The 16,178-nt window shown below is 65.9% G+C and carries 14 protein-coding genes and 1 pseudogene; all 15 read left to right on the plus strand.

Annotation, left to right across the window (positions count from 1 at the left end; genetic code table 11):
* The first annotated feature begins 79 nt into the window (after nucleotides 1–79).
* The 15 genes and pseudogenes from R0D99_RS11485 to trbL all read left to right on the plus strand — a co-directional run bounded on the left by R0D99_RS11485 (nucleotide 80) and on the right by trbL (nucleotide 16,174).
* Nucleotides 80–634 (plus strand): hypothetical protein, encoded by a 555-nt coding sequence (locus tag R0D99_RS11485; protein ID WP_075807007.1) that lies wholly within the window; start codon nucleotides 80–82, stop codon nucleotides 632–634.
* Nucleotides 631–1,743 carry an efflux RND transporter periplasmic adaptor subunit gene (locus tag R0D99_RS11490; protein WP_051001391.1) on the plus strand — a complete coding sequence of 371 codons (1,113 nt, stop codon included), beginning with the start codon at nucleotides 631–633 and terminating at the stop codon, nucleotides 1,741–1,743. Before R0D99_RS11485 ends, R0D99_RS11490 begins: the two co-directional genes overlap by 4 nt.
* A gap of 9 nt (nucleotides 1,744–1,752) precedes the next feature.
* Nucleotides 1,753–4,872: an efflux RND transporter permease subunit gene (locus R0D99_RS11495; RefSeq protein WP_088887057.1), complete on the plus strand. Its 3,120-nt coding sequence runs from the start codon at nucleotides 1,753–1,755 to the stop codon at nucleotides 4,870–4,872.
* Between the two features lie 44 nt (nucleotides 4,873–4,916).
* Complete coding sequence (locus tag R0D99_RS11500; RefSeq protein WP_019372880.1) at nucleotides 4,917–5,303, plus strand: hypothetical protein; 387 nt, start codon at nucleotides 4,917–4,919, stop codon at nucleotides 5,301–5,303.
* A gap of 348 nt (nucleotides 5,304–5,651) precedes the next feature.
* Nucleotides 5,652–6,552, plus strand: a pseudogene (locus R0D99_RS11505) (LysR substrate-binding domain-containing protein).
* 38 nt (nucleotides 6,553–6,590) lie between these two features.
* A complete protein-coding gene (locus tag R0D99_RS11510; RefSeq protein ID WP_094098086.1) occupies nucleotides 6,591–6,863 on the plus strand; it encodes an EexN family lipoprotein in 273 nt (90 codons plus the stop codon).
* A 207-nt stretch (nucleotides 6,864–7,070) separates the two neighbouring features.
* The gene (locus R0D99_RS11515; protein ID WP_094098087.1) at nucleotides 7,071–9,071 is read left to right on the plus strand and encodes a conjugal transfer protein TraG; all 2,001 of its coding nucleotides are present in this window, start codon (nucleotides 7,071–7,073) and stop codon (nucleotides 9,069–9,071) included.
* Nucleotides 9,068–9,532 (plus strand): ribbon-helix-helix protein, CopG family, encoded by a 465-nt coding sequence (locus R0D99_RS11520; protein ID WP_094098088.1) that lies wholly within the window; start codon nucleotides 9,068–9,070, stop codon nucleotides 9,530–9,532. Before R0D99_RS11515 ends, R0D99_RS11520 begins: the two co-directional genes overlap by 4 nt.
* 8 nt (nucleotides 9,533–9,540) lie before the next feature.
* A complete protein-coding gene (gene trbB, locus R0D99_RS11525; protein WP_317751079.1) occupies nucleotides 9,541–10,593 on the plus strand; it encodes a P-type conjugative transfer ATPase TrbB in 1,053 nt (350 codons plus the stop codon).
* Complete coding sequence (locus tag R0D99_RS11530; RefSeq protein ID WP_023087424.1) at nucleotides 10,590–10,973, plus strand: TrbC/VirB2 family protein; 384 nt, start codon at nucleotides 10,590–10,592, stop codon at nucleotides 10,971–10,973. Before trbB ends, R0D99_RS11530 begins: the two co-directional genes overlap by 4 nt.
* A complete protein-coding gene (locus tag R0D99_RS11535; RefSeq protein ID WP_182212479.1) occupies nucleotides 10,970–11,242 on the plus strand; it encodes a VirB3 family type IV secretion system protein in 273 nt (90 codons plus the stop codon). Before R0D99_RS11530 ends, R0D99_RS11535 begins: the two co-directional genes overlap by 4 nt.
* A gap of 15 nt (nucleotides 11,243–11,257) precedes the next feature.
* Nucleotides 11,258–13,702: a conjugal transfer protein TrbE gene (gene trbE / locus R0D99_RS11540; RefSeq protein WP_241349749.1), complete on the plus strand. Its 2,445-nt coding sequence runs from the start codon at nucleotides 11,258–11,260 to the stop codon at nucleotides 13,700–13,702.
* Nucleotides 13,703–13,713: 11 nt separating this feature from the next.
* Entirely contained in the window at nucleotides 13,714–14,454 is a 741-nt protein-coding gene (trbJ, locus tag R0D99_RS11545) for a P-type conjugative transfer protein TrbJ (RefSeq protein ID WP_241349747.1), read from the plus strand.
* Nucleotides 14,455–14,465: 11 nt separating this feature from the next.
* Nucleotides 14,466–14,798: a hypothetical protein gene (locus tag R0D99_RS11550; protein WP_241349744.1), complete on the plus strand. Its 333-nt coding sequence runs from the start codon at nucleotides 14,466–14,468 to the stop codon at nucleotides 14,796–14,798.
* Nucleotides 14,795–16,174 carry a P-type conjugative transfer protein TrbL gene (gene trbL, locus R0D99_RS11555; protein ID WP_241349742.1) on the plus strand — a complete coding sequence of 460 codons (1,380 nt, stop codon included), beginning with the start codon at nucleotides 14,795–14,797 and terminating at the stop codon, nucleotides 16,172–16,174. The genes R0D99_RS11550 and trbL overlap by 4 nt, the downstream gene beginning before the upstream one ends.
* Nucleotides 16,175–16,178: the final 4 nt, after the last annotated feature.

The following is a 16,178-nucleotide window of genomic DNA, read 5'->3' on the forward strand; positions in this document are numbered from 1 at the left end:
CCCAGAGCTTATCCATCAATCGTAAACAGCTATTAATAACGCAGCACATCCATCTGGAATCCCATCTGGAACCTTCACCATGAAACTTTCTCCCCTACTGGCGGTGCTCAGCATCGCCACGGCCCTTCTCCTGTCTCCGCTGGCGCGCGCTAGCGAAGGCCATGACCACGGCGACGCGACCCCGGCCACTACTGGCCCCGCGCTCCCACGGTTCATCGCCGTCTCCGACATCTTCGAACTTGTCGGCGTGCTCAACGGCAAGCACATCACCCTCTATCTTGACCGTACCGCTGACAACACCCCGGTGACAGACGCCCAGATCGAACTCGAAGTTGCCGGTGAAAAGTTCAAGGCCGAGAAGCACGAAGATGTTTACGAGGTCGTTCTGACGGCTGAGCCTGGGCCTGGGGTACTGCCGATCACCGCAACGGTCGCCGCAGGCAATGAGGTGGACTTGCTCGCCGGCGAACTCGATCACCACGAAGAAGCGCATACCGATGCTGCCGGGCCTTCCAAGCCTTGGACACCTTATGCGGCCTGGGCCATTGGCATAGTGGCCGCGCTTGCGGCCCTGTTCACCATTGGCCGCCGCATGGTGTCCTCCCGTCAACGCCATGCTGGAGATGCCGCATGACCTCGAAACGCATTTTTCTTGCCATAGCCATCGCTCTGTCGCTGGGTGCAGCCACTCCAGCTTTCGCCGGCGAAGGCCATGATCATGGCGACGCAGCCGCCGCGCCGAACGCCAATGGCCCACAACGCTTACCTGATGGCAGCGTGTTTCTGCCCAAGCCCGCGCAGCGGCAACTCGGCGTGCGCACCTTGCTCACCGAAGAGGCCGAGTTGCCGCGCTCGTTCGAGCTGAATGGCAAGGTGGTGATGGACCCCAACGCAGGGGGCAAGGTACAGCCACTGAATGCCGGCCGCATCGAACCGGGGCCACGAGGTCTGCCAAATCCCGGACAGGCGGTGCGCAAAGGGGAAGTGCTGGCCTATGTCGTGCCCTCGGCCGCGCCGATCGAGCGATCGAACCAGGCCGCGCAACTGGCCGAGCTGCGCGCAGCCAAGAGCCTGGCGGACAAGCGCGTCGCGCGCTTGCAGGAGCTGGCCGACACCGTGCCGCGCAAGGACATCGAGGCGGCCGAGAGCGAGGCACGCAGCCTGACCGAGCGCATCGCTGCTGTGGGTGGGGGACTTGCGACCCGCGAGGTGCTGATTGCGCCCGTCTCGGGCGTGATTGCCTCCGCCAACGCGGTGGCGGGCCAAGTAGTCGATTCCCGCGAACTCATCTTCGAAGTCATCGATCCGGCGCGGCTGCGCATCGAGGCGCTCGCCTTCGATGCGGCGATCAGCTCGGATGTCGGTAGCGCCACGCTCGCCGTCGGCAAGGAGCGCGTGCCGTTGACTTTCGTCGGTGCGGCGCACAGTCTGCGCGAACAGGCATTGCCGTTGGCCTTCCGCGCTGAAGCTGCCGCGCTGTCGGCGCTGGCGGTAGGCCAACCGGTGCGCGTCTTCGTGCAGAGCAAGAGCAAGGTAAAAGGCATCGCCGTGCCGTTGGCCTCGCTGATGAAGAACCCGGCGAATCAGAGCATTGTCTGGGTGAAGACCGCGCCTGAGCGATTCGAGCCCCGCACCGTCACGGCCGAGCCGCTGGACGGTGTGAACGTGGCGATCACGTCGGGCCTGAAGGCCGGCGACCGCGTGGCCACGCAGGGGGCCACACTGATCAACCAGGTGCGCTGAGGAGTCCGCATGTTCAAGTGGCTTCTCGACAACAGCCTGGCCAACCGGATGCTGGTGATCATCGCCAGCGTCGTGCTGATGGCCTATGGCGCCTTCACGCTGTCCCAAACGCCGGTGGACGTGTTCCCGGACCTCAACAAGCCCACGGTCACGATCATGACCGAGGCCGGCGGCATGGCCGCCGAGGAGGTGGAGCAGCTCATCACCTTCCCGCTGGAGACGACGATGAACGGGCTGCCCGGCGTCGAGTCGGTGCGTTCGACCTCGTCGGCTGGCCTGTCTTTCCTCTACGTCACGTTCAACTGGAGCACGGACATCTTCCGCGCGCGGCAGCTCGTCTCAGAGCGACTGTCGGCCATGGAGGAAGGCCTCGCCGAAGGCGTCGTGCCGCGCATGGGTCCGATCAGCTCGGTCATGGGCGAGATCATGCAGATCGCGATTCCCGTCGATCCGCAGAAGATCAGCCCGATGGCGGTGCGCGAGTACGCCGACTGGGTACTGCGTCCCCGACTGCTGTCGGTGCCGGGCGTGGCGCAGGTGATCCCGATCGGCGGCGAGGTACGGCAGTTCCAGGTACAGCCGAACACGGCCCGCATGGCCGAGCTCGGCATCACGCACGATCAGCTCGAAGCGGCGCTCAAGGGCTTTTCTGCCAACACCTCGGGTGGATTTCTGGAGTTGAACGGCCGGGAGTACCTGATCCGCAACCTCGGGCGCACCTCACGCCTGGATGATCTAAAGAACCTTGCGCTCACCGCCAGCCAGGGTCAGCCCATCCTGTTGCGCCAGATCGCCGAGGTGACCTTTGCCGCTGCCATCAAGCGTGGCGATGCCGGCTTCGAGGGCAAGCCGGCCGTGATTTTGGGCATCCAGAAGCAGCCCACCGCCGACACGATCGCCCTGACCAACGCCATCGAGGACGCGCTGACCGGGTTGAAGGCCTCGCTGCCCGCAGGCATGGAAGCGCCTCGCGTTACCTTTCGCCAGGCAAGCTTCATCGAAGCATCGATCACCACGCTTCAAGGCAAGCTGATCGGCGCGTCGGTCTTCGTCGCGGCTATCCTGTTCTTCTTCCTTGGCACACTGCGACCGACGGTCATCGCGCTGACCGCGATCCCCGTTTCGATCTTCATCACCGCCCTGGTCTTCCGCTATTTCGGCCTATCGATCAACACGATGACGCTCGGTGGCCTGGCCATCGCGATCGGCGGGCTGGTGGACGATGCCGTGGTCGGTGTGGAGAACGTGCTGCGCCGGCTGAAGGAAGACCGCGCGAAACACCCCGACAAGCGGCTACACCCGCTCGAAGTTGTGAGCCGCGCGACGATGGAAGTGCGCTCGGCCATCCTCTATGCCACGGTGATCATCGTGCTGGTCTTCATCCCTCTGTTCGCGCTACCGGGGCTGGAAGGCAAGCTGTTCGTGCCGCTGGGCATCGCCTTCATCGTCTCGACGCTGGCCTCGCTGGTGGTGTCGGTGACGATCACGCCGGTGCTGAGCTTCTTCCTGCTGCCACGTATGAAGAACCTCGACCACGGCGACACCAAGGTGCTCGCCTGGCTGAAGGCGCGCTACCGCAACGGCCTGGAGACCGTGCTGGAACGGCCCAAAGCCGCGATCGTCGCGGCGGGTATCGCGGTCGTGGCGGCCACGGCTGCGGTGCCTTTCTTCCCGACGACCTTTCTGCCGCCCTTCAACGAAGGCACGCTGCTGATCGGCCTGCGACTGAACCCCGGCGTCACCCTATCCGAAAGCTCCGCGGTGGCGCGCCAGGCCGAGGTGCTGGTGAGCCAGGTGCCCGAGGTCACGCACGTCGGGCGGCGTAGTGGCCGCGCCGAACTGGACGAACATGCCGAGGGCGTGCATGTGAGCGAACTCGATGTCGGCCTGAAATCGACCGCCGAGCTGACGCGAAGCATGGACGAGGTTCGGGCCGACATTCGCGCGCGCCTGTCCAACCTGCCGGCTGCCATCGAGATCGGGCAACCTATTTCGCACCGCATCGATCACATGCTCTCGGGTGTGCGCTCGCAGATCGCGATCAAGATCTTCGGCGAGGACCTGGATGCGTTGCGCGGGCAAGCTGAGGCCCTGCGGCAACAGCTGGCGGCCATTCCCGGCATCGCCGACCTGCAGATCGAAAAGCAGGTGCTCGCGCCGCAGATCAAGGTGCATATCGACTACGCCGCCGCCGCGCAGTATGGCGTGCCGGCACCGCAGGTACTGACCACGCTGCAATCGTTGGTCGAGGGCGAGAAGATCACGCAGATCGTCGAGGGCGGTCGGCGCTTTGCGCTGGTGGTGAAGCTACCCGAGACCGCGCGGTCAATTGATGGGCTGAACCAGATCCTGATCGAGACGCCGACGGGACGCATACCCCTGTCAAAGATCGCGACGATCGAGGACGGCGACGGCCCCAACCAGATCAGCCGCGACGATGGCAAGCGCCGCATCGTGCTGTCGGCCAATGCGTCAGGCCGTGCGCTGTCGGAGATCGTGGCGGACATTCGCAAGGTCGTGGCTGAAACCAAGTTGCCCGAGGGGTACTTCATCACGCTGGGCGGACAGTTCCAGGCGCAGGAGGAGGCCTCGCGCCTCGTCGGCCTGCTGTCCATCGTGTCGCTGGTGCTGATGTTCGTGGTGCTGTACAGCCGCTACAAGTCGAGCACGCTTTCGGCACTGATCATGGTCAACATCCCGCTGGCATTGGTCGGCGCGGTGATCGGGTTGTGGCTGTCGGGCCAGCCCCTGTCGGTGGCCGCGCTCGTCGGCTTCATCACGCTGGCCGGCATCTCGGTGCGCAACGGCATCCTGAAGGTCAGTCACTACATCAACCTGATGCGCTTCGAGGGCGAGAGCTTCGACAAGAAGATGATCGTGCGCGGCTCGCTCGAACGGTTGAGCCCGGTGCTGATGACTGCGCTGGTCACGGCTTTCGCGCTGGCGCCGCTGCTGTTCGAGGCCGAGCAGCCTGGTACCGAGGTGCTGCATCCGGTAGCCGTGGTCATCTTCTCCGGCCTGATCAGCTCGACGCTGCTCGACACCTTCCTCACACCCGTCTTGTTCTGGCTATTCGGCCGCAAGGATGCAGAGCGGCTGGAAAACGACAAGGATGCCGAGGCGCTGTGACACCCAAACCATCCAATTTTCTTCACTTGCCCGAAAGGAAACCCATGAAAACGCATGCCACCATCGCTGCCATCAGCCTAACCTTCGCCAGCGCGGCCTTCGCCGCTGGCGGCAAGCATGACCACGCCCACGAGCACCAGCCGATGCACGGCGGCGTCGTGGTCGAGGTCAGGGACATGGACTACGAACTCGTCGCCAAGCCCGAAGCGATCCAGCTCCATGTGCGCGACCACGGCAAGCCTGCCGATGTCTCGAAGGCCAGCGCGAAAGTCACACTGTTGACCGGCGCCGAAAAGCAGGAGGTCGAGCTCCAACCGGCTGGCGATAGGCTGCAGGCCACCGGCAGCTTCAAGGTGGGCCCTGGCACCAAGGCCGTGGCGGTCGTCACGGTCAATGGCAAGGCGGCGACCGCCCGCTTCACGCTGAAGTGAAACACCCCCCTGAGTCGCTTCGCACCATCCCCCCTCTCCTGCGTGAGGGGGGACAACGCCGGTGGCCGGCGCAGATCCGGCCACGGCGTTCGCTGACTTGGCCGGCTCCGCGGCCTGCGGACTCCTCTTATGTTTCATGCCCTGCGGGTGGCGCGCAGCGCCATGGAAAACTGAAATGAGTGTAGTGGCTCTGCCAAGTCTCGTCTCCGGCTGGTAGTGCGCGCTCCGCGACTGGCCAGATCACGGCTCGGCTGACGGTGCTGTCGCGCTTTTGCTGCCTTCAGCGCCATGTGTGACGGCGCGTTGCAGAAAAGCAGCGCGCCGTACACAAACTATGGAGTAGATGTCATGGAATTACGACATCTGCGCTACTTCCTAGCCGTGGCAGAAGAACTCCATTTCGCGCGCGCGGCTGAGCGGTTGCACATCGAGCAATCGCCGCTGTCGCGAGCCATCAAGGAACTGGAGGTGGAATTGGGCGCACAACTGTTCGTGCGCACCAGCCGAAGCACGCGGCTGACGCTGGCGGGAAAGCTGCTGATGGAGAGCGCGCCCCGCGTGTTCCTGGCGCTGGAGCAGGCGCGCGAGAGCGTGAAGGCTGGGGCCAATGGCTTTCACGGCCAGTTGCGCATCGCCCTGTCCGATGGCATCACACCTTCACGCCTGCCGGCGCTGCTGGCGCGCTGCCGCGAGGAAGACCCGGAGACCGAGGTTCGCCTGTTCGAGGTGCCGCTGGCCCAGCAACTCAATGGCTTGCGCGATGACCTGTATGACGCGGGCTTTTCGATGGCAGATGAAGTGGGCGACGGCATCATCGTCGAGCCAGCCTGGGAAGACGAGTTGATGGTGGCGGTGCCCGCGCGCCACCCTCTGCTGGCCTACAAGCGGGTGCCGCCGGAAGAGGTGCTGCGCCACCCGTTGGTGCTGGGCGACCCGGCGATCTGCGAGGGCCATGCCCGGCAGATCGATCGCATCCTGCGCAAGCAGGACAGAGAGCCCTTGATCGTGCAGTACGTTGCCACGTTCGACGTGATGATGACCTTTGTTTCGGCCGGCCTGGCTCTGGGGCTGGCCGGTGCAGCGCACATCGGCTCCAGCCGTGAACCGGGGGGTGTTGGGCCGACCGCTGGCGGGGAAGCCACCCCTGCTGACCACCTATCTGCTGCGCCGCGACGCCGAGCCCTCGCAGCCGCTGGCCCGCTTCATCGAGCGGGTGGAGGCCCTGGGGCCGGAGTTACCTGGCCGTTAGCTCACGCCTTGATGCTTCACACCTTGGAGGAACCCGTCATGAACCTGCTCAGGATCACCGCATCGCTTTCGCTGACGGTACTGTTGGCTGCTTGTAGCCGGTCGGAGGCGCCCAAGCCCGCCGACCTCCCGAGCGTAGAGGAGCTGGCCACCGACCCCGTGCGCCTGAAGGAACTGCGCAAGCAGTGCAAAACGGATCGCCCGACGATGGGCGACGTGCTGTGCAACCGCGTTGGCGAGGCCACGAACCAACGCTTCTTCGGCGATGGCAAAGTGCCCTATACGCCGCCGAAGGAGCCACCCAAGTTCTAATCGTCGGCTGGCCGCAACGCGGCCTGCATTTCTTTCTTGATGCGCCGCAGTGCGTTTGTGCACGCGGTGTTTTGACACTATTCGTTCCTGCCTGAAACGATGCTTTTTGCGTCTTCGACCTGTTGACAACGGTCTTTGACCGGCATGCCCGGCGGCACTGATCCTGATGCCTGCGGCACCTCGCTGTGCCGCGATCGGAGGCGGGCAATGCAAGGGACGAACGTGCTGTTCGGTCAGATCGCCGTGGTATTCGGCATCGTGATAGCCGGCGTGTGGGGCGCCACGCAATGGACAGCAGCGGCCCTTGGCTATCAAGTACGCCTTGGCTCGCCCTGGTTCGACTTTCTTGGCACGCCGATCTACCACCCGTGGAAACTGTTTGAGTGGTGGTTCGTTTTCGATGCCTATGCGCCGCGCGTGTTCGACACCGGCGGCGCCATCGCGGGCGGCAGCGGCCTGCTGGCGCTGGTGGTCGCCATCGGCATGTCGATCTGGCGCTCGCGGCAATCGCGCTTGGTCACGACCTACGGCTCGGCCCGCTGGGCGAATGCGGAGGACATTCGCAAGGCCGGCCTCACGCAGTCGACCGGCGTGTTCCTCGGCCAGCACGATCGCCAGTACCTGCGCCACGAAGGCCCGGAACACGTCCTGACCTTCGCGCCCACGCGCTCGGGCAAGGGCGTCGGCCTCGTAGTGCCGACCTTGTTGAGCTGGCCCGAATCCGCCGTCATCCACGACATCAAAGGGGAGAACTGGAGCATCACCGCCGGCTGGCGTAGCCGTTTCAGCCACTGCCTGTTGTTCAACCCCACGGATAGCCGGTCGGCCGCGTACAACCCGCTGCTGGAAGTGCGGCGCGGCGCGCATGAAGTGCGCGACGTGCAGAACATCGCCGACATCCTGGTCGATCCCGAGGGCGCGCTGGAGAAACGCAACCACTGGGAGAAGACCTCGCACGCGCTGCTGGTCGGCGCCATCCTGCATGTACTTTACGCAGGTGAGGACAAGACGCTACGCGGCGTTGCCAACTTCCTGTCCGATCCGGCCAGCCCCTTCGAGCTGACCCTGCACCGCATGATGACAACGCCCCACCTGGGCGATGGCCCGCATCCGGTGGTGGCCTCGGCGGCGCGCGAAGTGCTCAACAAGAGCGACAACGAACGCTCGGGCGTCCTGTCCACGGCCATGTCGTTCCTCGGCCTGTACCGCGATCCCACGGTGGCCGAAGTCACCTCGCGCTGCGACTGGCGCATCGCTGACCTGATTGCAGCCGAGCATCCGGTGTCGCTGTACCTCGTGGTGCCGCCATCGGACATCAGCCGCACGAAGCCGCTGATCCGGTTGATCCTCAACCAGGTCGGTCGGCGATTGACCGAATCGCTCGACGGCAGCGATGGCATCCAGCGCCGCCACAAGCTGCTGCTGATGCTCGATGAGTTCCCGGCGCTGGGCCGTCTGGACTTCTTCGAGACGGCGCTGGCCTTCATGGCGGGCTACGGCATCCGCAGCTTCCTCATCGCGCAGTCGCTCAACCAGATCGACAAAGCCTATGGCCAAAACCACTCGATCCTGGACAACTGCCATGTGCGCGTGACGTTCGCCACGAACGACGAGCGCACCGCCAAGCGCATCTCCGAGACGCTAGGCACGGCCACCGAACTGCGCGCCCAGCGCAACTATGCCGGCCACCGGCTGGCCCCATGGCTGGGGCACCTGATGGTGTCGCGCCAAGAAACGGCCCGCCCGCTGCTGACGCCGGGCGAAGTCATGCAGCTTCCGCCCGACGAGGCCGTGGTGATGGTGTCCAGCGTGGCACCGATCAAAGCCAAGAAGCTGCGCTACTACGCGGACAGCAATTTCAAGCGCCGCGTGCTGCGGCCGCCTGCGCTTGCGGATGGGCAGTACGCCGACGCGCCGCCGTCGCGGCCCGACGACTGGAGCGAGCTGGCGATTCCTGCCGTACCCGCTGCACCTGCCACGGCATCCGCCGATGGCCTGGGGTCCACCGATGACGGTGGCCCGCGCCGTCAGCCCGAACTCACCGAAACCGTCACCTACGACCCCGAGTTGGCCGCGCCCGCGGCCGACCTGGCGCTGCTCGATGACGACGAGGACCTGCCGCTTCCCCTTCTTCGTCAGCTCGATCCGGCCATGCAGCGAACGGCCCGGCTGGCATCCCTCGACCCCAACGACGGAATCGAGCTATGAGCCAACACCGCCTGAATCTCTTTATCCAGCCGGAGCACGCAAAGCGCTTGGACGAGCTGGCCGCCAAGAAAGGCGTGTCCAAGTCGTCCATCGTCGCGGCGGCGCTCGCATCGTGGCTGTCGCCCGATGCCGCCGACCAGCGCGAGGCGGCCATCGCCAAGCGGTTGGATCGCCTATCGCGCCAAGCCGAGCGTCTGGAGCGCGACCAGAACATCCAGATCGAAACGCTGGCGCTGTTCATTCGCTACTTCCTGACCGTCAGCACGCCGGTTCCCGAAGCGCATCAGGAGGCGGCCCGCGCGCATGGCAAGGCGCGGTTCGAGCAGTTCGTCGAACAGTTGGGCCGCCACCTTATGCGCGGGCGCAGTTTGGTGCGTGACGTGGTGGAGGAACTGCACCCCGACCCGATGCGGATGGATGACGCGGCGGCAGTTGCCGAAGCGCGGGAGCGTGCCTCATGAGCGCCCGCATCTCCACTGAAGGGCAGTCCATGACCGCCACGTCGCTCGACCGGCGCATTCAGATGCTGCGCACGGCAATGGGGCCGCTGATCTCTGCCGCGCTGGAGGACCCGGACGTGGTGGAAGTGATGCTGAATCCCGACCGGACGCTATGGGTAGATCGGTTGTCCTCGGGCCGCGCGCCGATGGGCGTGGAGCTGTCCGAAGCGGACGGCGAACGCATCATCCGGCTGGTCGCGGCCCACGTCGGAGCGGAAGTCCATCGCGGCCAGCCGCTCTTATCCGCCGAGCTGCCCGAAACCGGGGAGCGCTTCGAGGGCATCTTGCCGCCGGCCGCCCCGGGGCCGGCCTTCGCCTTGCGCAAGCGCGCCATCGGCGTGATCCCTCTGGAGCGGTACGTCGTCGACAGAATGATGACCAGCGCCCAGGCGGGCTTTCTGGTTCGGGCCGTGCGCGAGCGGCAGAACGTCCTGATCGCCGGTGCCACCAGCAGCGGCAAGACTACGCTTGCCAACGCGCTGCTGGCCGAGATTGCCGCCACGGGCGATCGCGTGCTGGTGCTCGAAGACACGGTGGAGCTGCAATGCGCGGCCCGTGACCACGTGCCGCTGCGCACGCGCGCGGGCGTGGTGTCCATGACCGAGCTGGTGCGCTCGTCGATGCGCCTGCGCCCGGATCGCGTCGTCGTCGGCGAGGTGCGCGGTGCCGAGGCGCTGGATCTCATCAAGGTGTGGGGCACGGGCCACCCCGGCGGCATCGCCACGATCCATGCCGGCTCCGCGCTCGGCGCGCTGCTGCGCCTGGAGCAACTGATTCTCGAAGTGGCGGTGAACCCGCCGCGTGCGCTGATCGCCGAGGCGGTCAACGTGGTGATCCACATCGCCGGGCGCGGGCGCAAGCGCCGCATCGAGAGCATCGCCCGCGTCGTCGGCTTCGATGGCGTGGGCTACCAACTGGCGGACGCGCTGGAAACGCCGTTTCCCGAGCTGCCGCCACTTCCCGATGCCGCACCCGCTGCGGCGACTTCCCCATCCCCTCACTCACTTGGAGAACTGCCATGACGCAGATGATCGTTCCTGCTTTCCGTTTTTCTGCAAATCCGGCTTTGCGTCTTGCGCGGCTGCGCTGCCTGGCCCGCCCTGCGGGGCAAGGGCTGCTGCTGGCCGCGCTGCTGCTGTTCCTGGCCGGAACCGCGCAGGCCGCCGGTTCCTCGATGCCGTGGGAAGGCCCCTTGCAGTCGATCTTGGAGTCGATTCAAGGGCCGGTGGCGCGCATCGTCGCGGTCATCATCATCATCGCCACGGGCCTCGCGCTCGCCTTCGGCGACACGTCCGGCGGATTCCGCAAGCTGATCCAGATCGTCTTCGGTCTGTCCATCGCCTTCGCGGCTTCGAGCTTCTTCCTGTCGTTCTTCAGCTTCTCCGGCGGGGCCGTCGTATGAGTGCCCCCGACACCTTCGCGGACGGCTTCGAGGTACCGCTGCATCGCTCGCTGACCGAGCCGATTCTGCTGGGCGGTGCGCCGCGAACCGTGGCGATCGCCAACGGCACGCTGGCCGCCGCTGTCGGCCTGGGCCTGCAACTGTGGATTCCCGGCGTGGTGTTCTGGATCGTCGGCCATTCTTTGGCGGTGTGGGGTGCGCGCGTTGATCCGCAGTTCATGCAGGTCTTCGCCCGGCACATCAAGCACCGCCCGCTGCTGGACGTGTGAGGGGAGGACGCCGCGATGCTGAACCTCGCCGAATATCGCCAGCGCCCGGCCTTGCTTGCCGACTGGCTGCCCTGGGCCGGGCTGGTCGCACCGGGCGTCGTCTTGAACAAGGATGGCAGTTTCCAGCGCACGGCCCGGTTTCGCGGGCCTGACCTCGACAGCGCGACGCAAGGCGAGCTGATCGCCACGTCGGCGCGGTTGAACAACGCGCTGCGCCGCATGGGATCGGGCTGGGCGCTGTTCATTGAAGCCGAGCGCCGTCCCGCTGCCGACTATCCGCACTCGGAGTTTCCAGAGCCGCTGTCGTGGCTCGTGGACGAGGAACGCCGCGCCACCTTCGAGGACTCGGGCAATCACTTCGAGAGTGGCTATCACCTGACGCTGCTTTACCTGCCGCCGGAAGAATCCCGCGCCCGCGCAGCCAGGATGCTCTACGAGAACACGCCCACGAATGGCGTGGACTGGCGCGAGCGGCTGCAAGCCTTCGTCGCGGAAACGGATCGCGTCTTTGACCTGCTCGACGGCGTGATGCCGGAAATTGACTGGCTCGATGACGCGCAGACGCTGACCTACCTGCACGCGACCATCTCGACGCGGCGCTATCGCGTGGGCGTGCCCGAGGTGCCGTTCCACATCGACGCGCTGCTGACCGACTCCGTGCTGGTCGGTGGCTTGGCACCCATGCTGGGCGACCAGCACCTGCGCGTGGTGTCGGTGCGGGGCTTCCCGACCTCGACCTGGCCGGGGATTCTGGACGACCTCAACCGCCTCGGATTTGCCTATCGCTGGTCAACCCGGTTCCTGTGCCTCGACAAATCCGAGGCGGAGAAAGAACTTTCCCGCCTGCGCCGCCAGTGGTTTGCGAAAAGGAAGAACGTCATCGCGCTGCTGCGCGAAACGATCTTCCAGCAGGAAAGCCCGCTGGTGGACACCGACGCCAACAACAAGGCGGCCGACGCCGACGCTGCCTTGCAGGAGTTGGGCAGCGACCAAGTCGCCTTCGGCTACTTGACGGCGACCGTCACCGTCTTGGACACGGACGCCGCCGTGGCGGACGAGAAGCTGCGCATGGTGGAGCGTGTCATCCAGGGCCGGGGCTTCGTGACCATCCCCGAAACGCTCAACGCCGTGGATGCGTGGCTGTCTTCGATCCCCGGCAACGCCTACGCGAACGTGCGCCAGCCCATCGTTTCGACGCTGAACCTGGCGCACATGATGCCGGTGTCGGCGGTGTGGGCCGGGCCAGAGAAGAACGACCACCTCGACGGCCCGCCGCTGATCGTCACACGCACCGATGGCGCCACGCCGTTTCGCCTCGTGACGCACATCGGCGACGTGGGCCATACGCTGGTCGCCGGCCCGACCGGCATGGGCAAGTCGGTCTTGCTCGCCACGCTGGCGATGCAGTTCCGCCGCTATCGCGGCTCGCGCATCTTCGCCTTCGACATGGGCCGCTCCATACGGGCCACCATCCTCGGCCTGGGCGGCGAGCACTACGACCTGGGCACGGATGGCGAAATCGCCTTCCAGCCGCTCGCGCGCATCGACCGCGAGGGCTACCGCACCTGGGCTGCTGAATGGATCGAAGGCCGGTTGCTGCACGAAGGCGTGGCGGTCGGCCCCGACGAGAAAGCATCCATCTGGTCGGCGCTGGGCAGTCTCGCCGGTGCGCCGGTGGAGCAGCGCACGATGACAGGGCTTTCCGTGCTGCTGCAATCGAACACGCTGCGGCAGGCGTTGTCGCCTTATGTCCTCGGTGGTGCCCACGGCAAGCTGCTGGATGCCGACCATGACCGTCTCGGCATGGCCGACGTGCAGTGCTTCGAGATGGAGGAACTGATGCACAGCAAGGCCGCCGTCATGGCCGTGCTGCATTACCTCTTTGCGCGTTTCGATGAACGCTTCGACGGGGCGCCCACGCTGCTGATCCTCGATGAAGCGTGGCTGTTCCTGGATGACCCGGTGTTTGCCGCGCGTATCCGGCAGTGGCTCAAGACGCTCAGGAAGAAGAACGTCAGCGTCATCTTCGCCACGCAGAGCCTAGCCGACATCAAGGATTCGAGCATTGCGCCCGCGATCATCGAAAGCTGCGCCAGCCGCATCTTCCTGCCCAACCCGCAGGCCACCGAGCCGCAGATTCGCACGATCTACGAGGGCTTCGGGTTGAACTCGCGCCAGATCGAGATCGTGGCGACCGCGCAGCCCAAGCGCGACTACTACTACCAGTCCCGCCTCGGCAATCGCCTGTTCGACCTCGACCTGGGGCCGGCCACGCTGGCCTTTGCGGGCGCTTCCACGCCGCAGGACCAGCGCGACATGGATCGCGTGCTGCTGGATGCCGGCGTAACCGGCTTCGCGGGCGCCTGGCTGCGCCATCGCAGCCTCGATTGGGCGGCCGACCTGCTGCCCTCACTCCCCGGACTTGCGCCGGGTTCCTCTCGTACCGCTGACCACCCATAGGAGAACCAGCCATGAAGACCCATGCGCTTTCCATTTCGCTCGCCGCCGCGTTGTCGCTCTCGCTGTTGACCTCGTCACCAGCGTTGGCCTGGCGCATCGTCTTTGATCCGACCAACTATGTGCAGAACACGCTGACCGCGATCCGCACGCTGGAGCAGATCAACAACCAGATTCGCCAGCTCCAGAACGAGGCGCAGATGCTGATGAATCAGGCGCGCAACCTCGCCAGCCTGCCGTCCAGCGTGGTCGGCCAGTTGCGCGCCAATCTGGCGACGACCGATCGGCTGATCGCCCAGGCCAGGGGATTAGCCTACGACGTAACGAACCTGGATCGGGAGTTCCGGCGCCTGTATCCGGAGCAGTACGCCGCCACCGTGACCGGCGACCAGATGGTCCGCGATGCGCAGGAGCGTTGGAAGAACACGCTCAACGGCTTGCAGACCACCATGCAGATGCAGGCGCAGGTGTCGCAGAACCTGGGCGAAGACGAAAGCGTGCTGGCCGACCTCGTGGGCAAGAGCCAGTCGGCCGAGGGCGCGCTGCAGGCGATGCAGGCCATGAACCAGTTGCTGGCCTTGCAGGCCAAGCAGTCGATCCAAGCGCAGCGGCTTCAGATCACGCAAGACCGGGCTGCCTCGCTGGAGCTGGCGCGGCAGGCGGCGGCCACGGAGCGCGCCCGCGAGGTGCGGCGGCGCTTCCTGGGTGACGGCACGCCGTACACACCGCAGTCCGTAAACTTCTACGGCAACTGACGGAGGCCGCCATGCGATGCGTCCTCGTCCTATGTACCGCGCTGCTGGCCGCTTGCGGCGAGCAGCCGGTCGGCCACCTTGCAGATGCCCTGGCCGCCGATCCAGTGCGGCTCAAGGCGTTGCGCGAACAATGCACGGCCCATCCACGACAGGTCATGCAGGCCACGGGCGAGGACGCTTGCCGCGCCGCCGCCGAAGCCTTCCGGCGGCGCTTCTTTTCCGGCGAGGCCGGGCCAGACGAATACCGGACGCTGGCCGACCTGCCGCCGATCCCGCCCAGCTTCGAGGAATCGGCCGATGGCATCGCGCCGGCCTTGCCTGCCGCACCGGAGGACACGCCATGAATGACGTGACCATCATCGACCAGTTCCTCGCCACATTCGCCGCCTACATCGACTCGGGTTTCGGACTGCTGCGGGGCGAAGTGGCGTTCCTCACAGCCACGTTGATCGTCATCGACATGACGATCGCCGGCCTGTATTGGGCCATGAGCCACGCTACCGGCCAAGGCGAGGACGTGATCGCCAAGCTGCTGCGCAAGGTGCTCTACGTCGGTGCCTTCGCCTACATCATCAACAACTTCAACTGGCTGGCCAGCATCGTGTTCCGCTCGTTTGCGGGATTGGGCATCACCGCCACCGGCTCGGCCATCACGATGGAGAACTTCTTGCAGCCGGGCCGGCTGGCGAAAACCGGCATCGACGCCGGGGCGCCGATTCTGGAGCAGATCGGCGAGATGGCAGGCTTTCCCGAAGTGTTCGTGAACCTCGACCCCATCGTGGTGATGTTCCTCGCGTGGCTGGTCGTGGTGCTGTGCTTCTTCGTGCTGGCAATCCAGCTTTTCATCACGCTGATCGAGTTCAAGCTGACCACGCTCGCCGGATTCGTGCTGGTGCCGTTCGCGCTCTGGAACAAGACCGCGTTCCTCGCCGAAAAGGTCTTGGGCAACGTGGTGGCCTCCGGCGTCAAGGTTCTGGTACTGGCTGTGATCGTCGGTATCGGCTCGGGCTTGTTCGCTCAGTTCCAAGTCCATCCTGCCGAGCCGTCTATCGACCACGCGCTGGTCATCATGCTGGCCTCGCTCACCTTGCTGGCGCTCGGGATCTTTGGCCCCGGCATCGCCACGGGCCTTGTGTCCGGTGCGCCGCAGCTCGGCGCGGGCGCAATGGCCGGTGCTGCTGTCGGCGCTGCCGGCACGGCCGTTGTCATCGGTGCCGCCGCGACGGGCGTGGGTGGCGCCGTGGCTGCTGGCGCGCGCATGGCCCCGGCTGCCGCAAAGCTGGCCGGTAGCGGTGCGCGCGCCGCAACGTCGGCGGCCAGCAGTGCGAAGTCGACGTTTCAGGCCGGTTCCGCCGCCGCTGGCGGCGGCGCAAAGGGCGCGATGGCGGGCTTGGGCAACGTCGCCAAGACCGGCGCGCAATCCGCCGGACGCGCCGCAGCATCCCGTGCTTCCGCTGCCGGGCAGCGGATGGCCGCTCCGTTCCGTGCTGGCTGGAATGGCTCGACGGCCGACACTGGCGCGTCAGTCGGCCAAGCCTCCGCAGGAGAAGCCCCCGCAGGCGGCGCCGCTGCACAGAAGCCGGAACAACCCGCCTGGGCCAAGCGGCTGCATCGCCGCCAGCAACTCACCCACGCCGCGACCACCGCCGCGCACACGCTGCGCGGCGGCGACGGTGGCGGCTCGGGGCAAGGCCCGAGCCTGCGCGGCTCCGACGACTAAAGCG

Source organism: Ottowia sp. SB7-C50 (genome assembly GCF_033110285.1).
In the GTDB taxonomy this organism is placed as follows: Bacteria; Pseudomonadota; Gammaproteobacteria; order Burkholderiales; family Burkholderiaceae_C; genus Ottowia.

Excerpts from the sequence above, each read along its gene's own strand:
- trbL (WP_241349742.1), top strand. The coding sequence starts at position 14,795 with ATGAATGACGTGACCATCATCGACCAGTTCCTCGCCACATTCGCCGCC.
- R0D99_RS11520 (WP_094098088.1), top strand. The coding sequence starts at position 9,068 with ATGAGCCAACACCGCCTGAATCTCTTTATCCAGCCGGAGCACGCAAAG.
- R0D99_RS11490 (WP_051001391.1), top strand. The coding sequence starts at position 631 with ATGACCTCGAAACGCATTTTTCTTGCCATAGCCATCGCTCTGTCGCTG.
- R0D99_RS11500 (WP_019372880.1), top strand. The coding sequence starts at position 4,917 with ATGAAAACGCATGCCACCATCGCTGCCATCAGCCTAACCTTCGCCAGC.
- trbJ (WP_241349747.1), top strand. The coding sequence starts at position 13,714 with ATGAAGACCCATGCGCTTTCCATTTCGCTCGCCGCCGCGTTGTCGCTC.
- R0D99_RS11550 (WP_241349744.1), top strand. The coding sequence starts at position 14,466 with ATGCGATGCGTCCTCGTCCTATGTACCGCGCTGCTGGCCGCTTGCGGC.
- R0D99_RS11530 (WP_023087424.1), top strand. The coding sequence starts at position 10,590 with ATGACGCAGATGATCGTTCCTGCTTTCCGTTTTTCTGCAAATCCGGCT.
- R0D99_RS11485 (WP_075807007.1), top strand. The coding sequence starts at position 80 with ATGAAACTTTCTCCCCTACTGGCGGTGCTCAGCATCGCCACGGCCCTT.
- R0D99_RS11495 (WP_088887057.1), top strand. The coding sequence starts at position 1,753 with ATGTTCAAGTGGCTTCTCGACAACAGCCTGGCCAACCGGATGCTGGTG.
- trbE (WP_241349749.1), top strand. The coding sequence starts at position 11,258 with ATGCTGAACCTCGCCGAATATCGCCAGCGCCCGGCCTTGCTTGCCGAC.
- R0D99_RS11510 (WP_094098086.1), top strand. The coding sequence starts at position 6,591 with ATGAACCTGCTCAGGATCACCGCATCGCTTTCGCTGACGGTACTGTTG.
- R0D99_RS11535 (WP_182212479.1), top strand. The coding sequence starts at position 10,970 with ATGAGTGCCCCCGACACCTTCGCGGACGGCTTCGAGGTACCGCTGCAT.
- R0D99_RS11515 (WP_094098087.1), top strand. The coding sequence starts at position 7,071 with ATGCAAGGGACGAACGTGCTGTTCGGTCAGATCGCCGTGGTATTCGGC.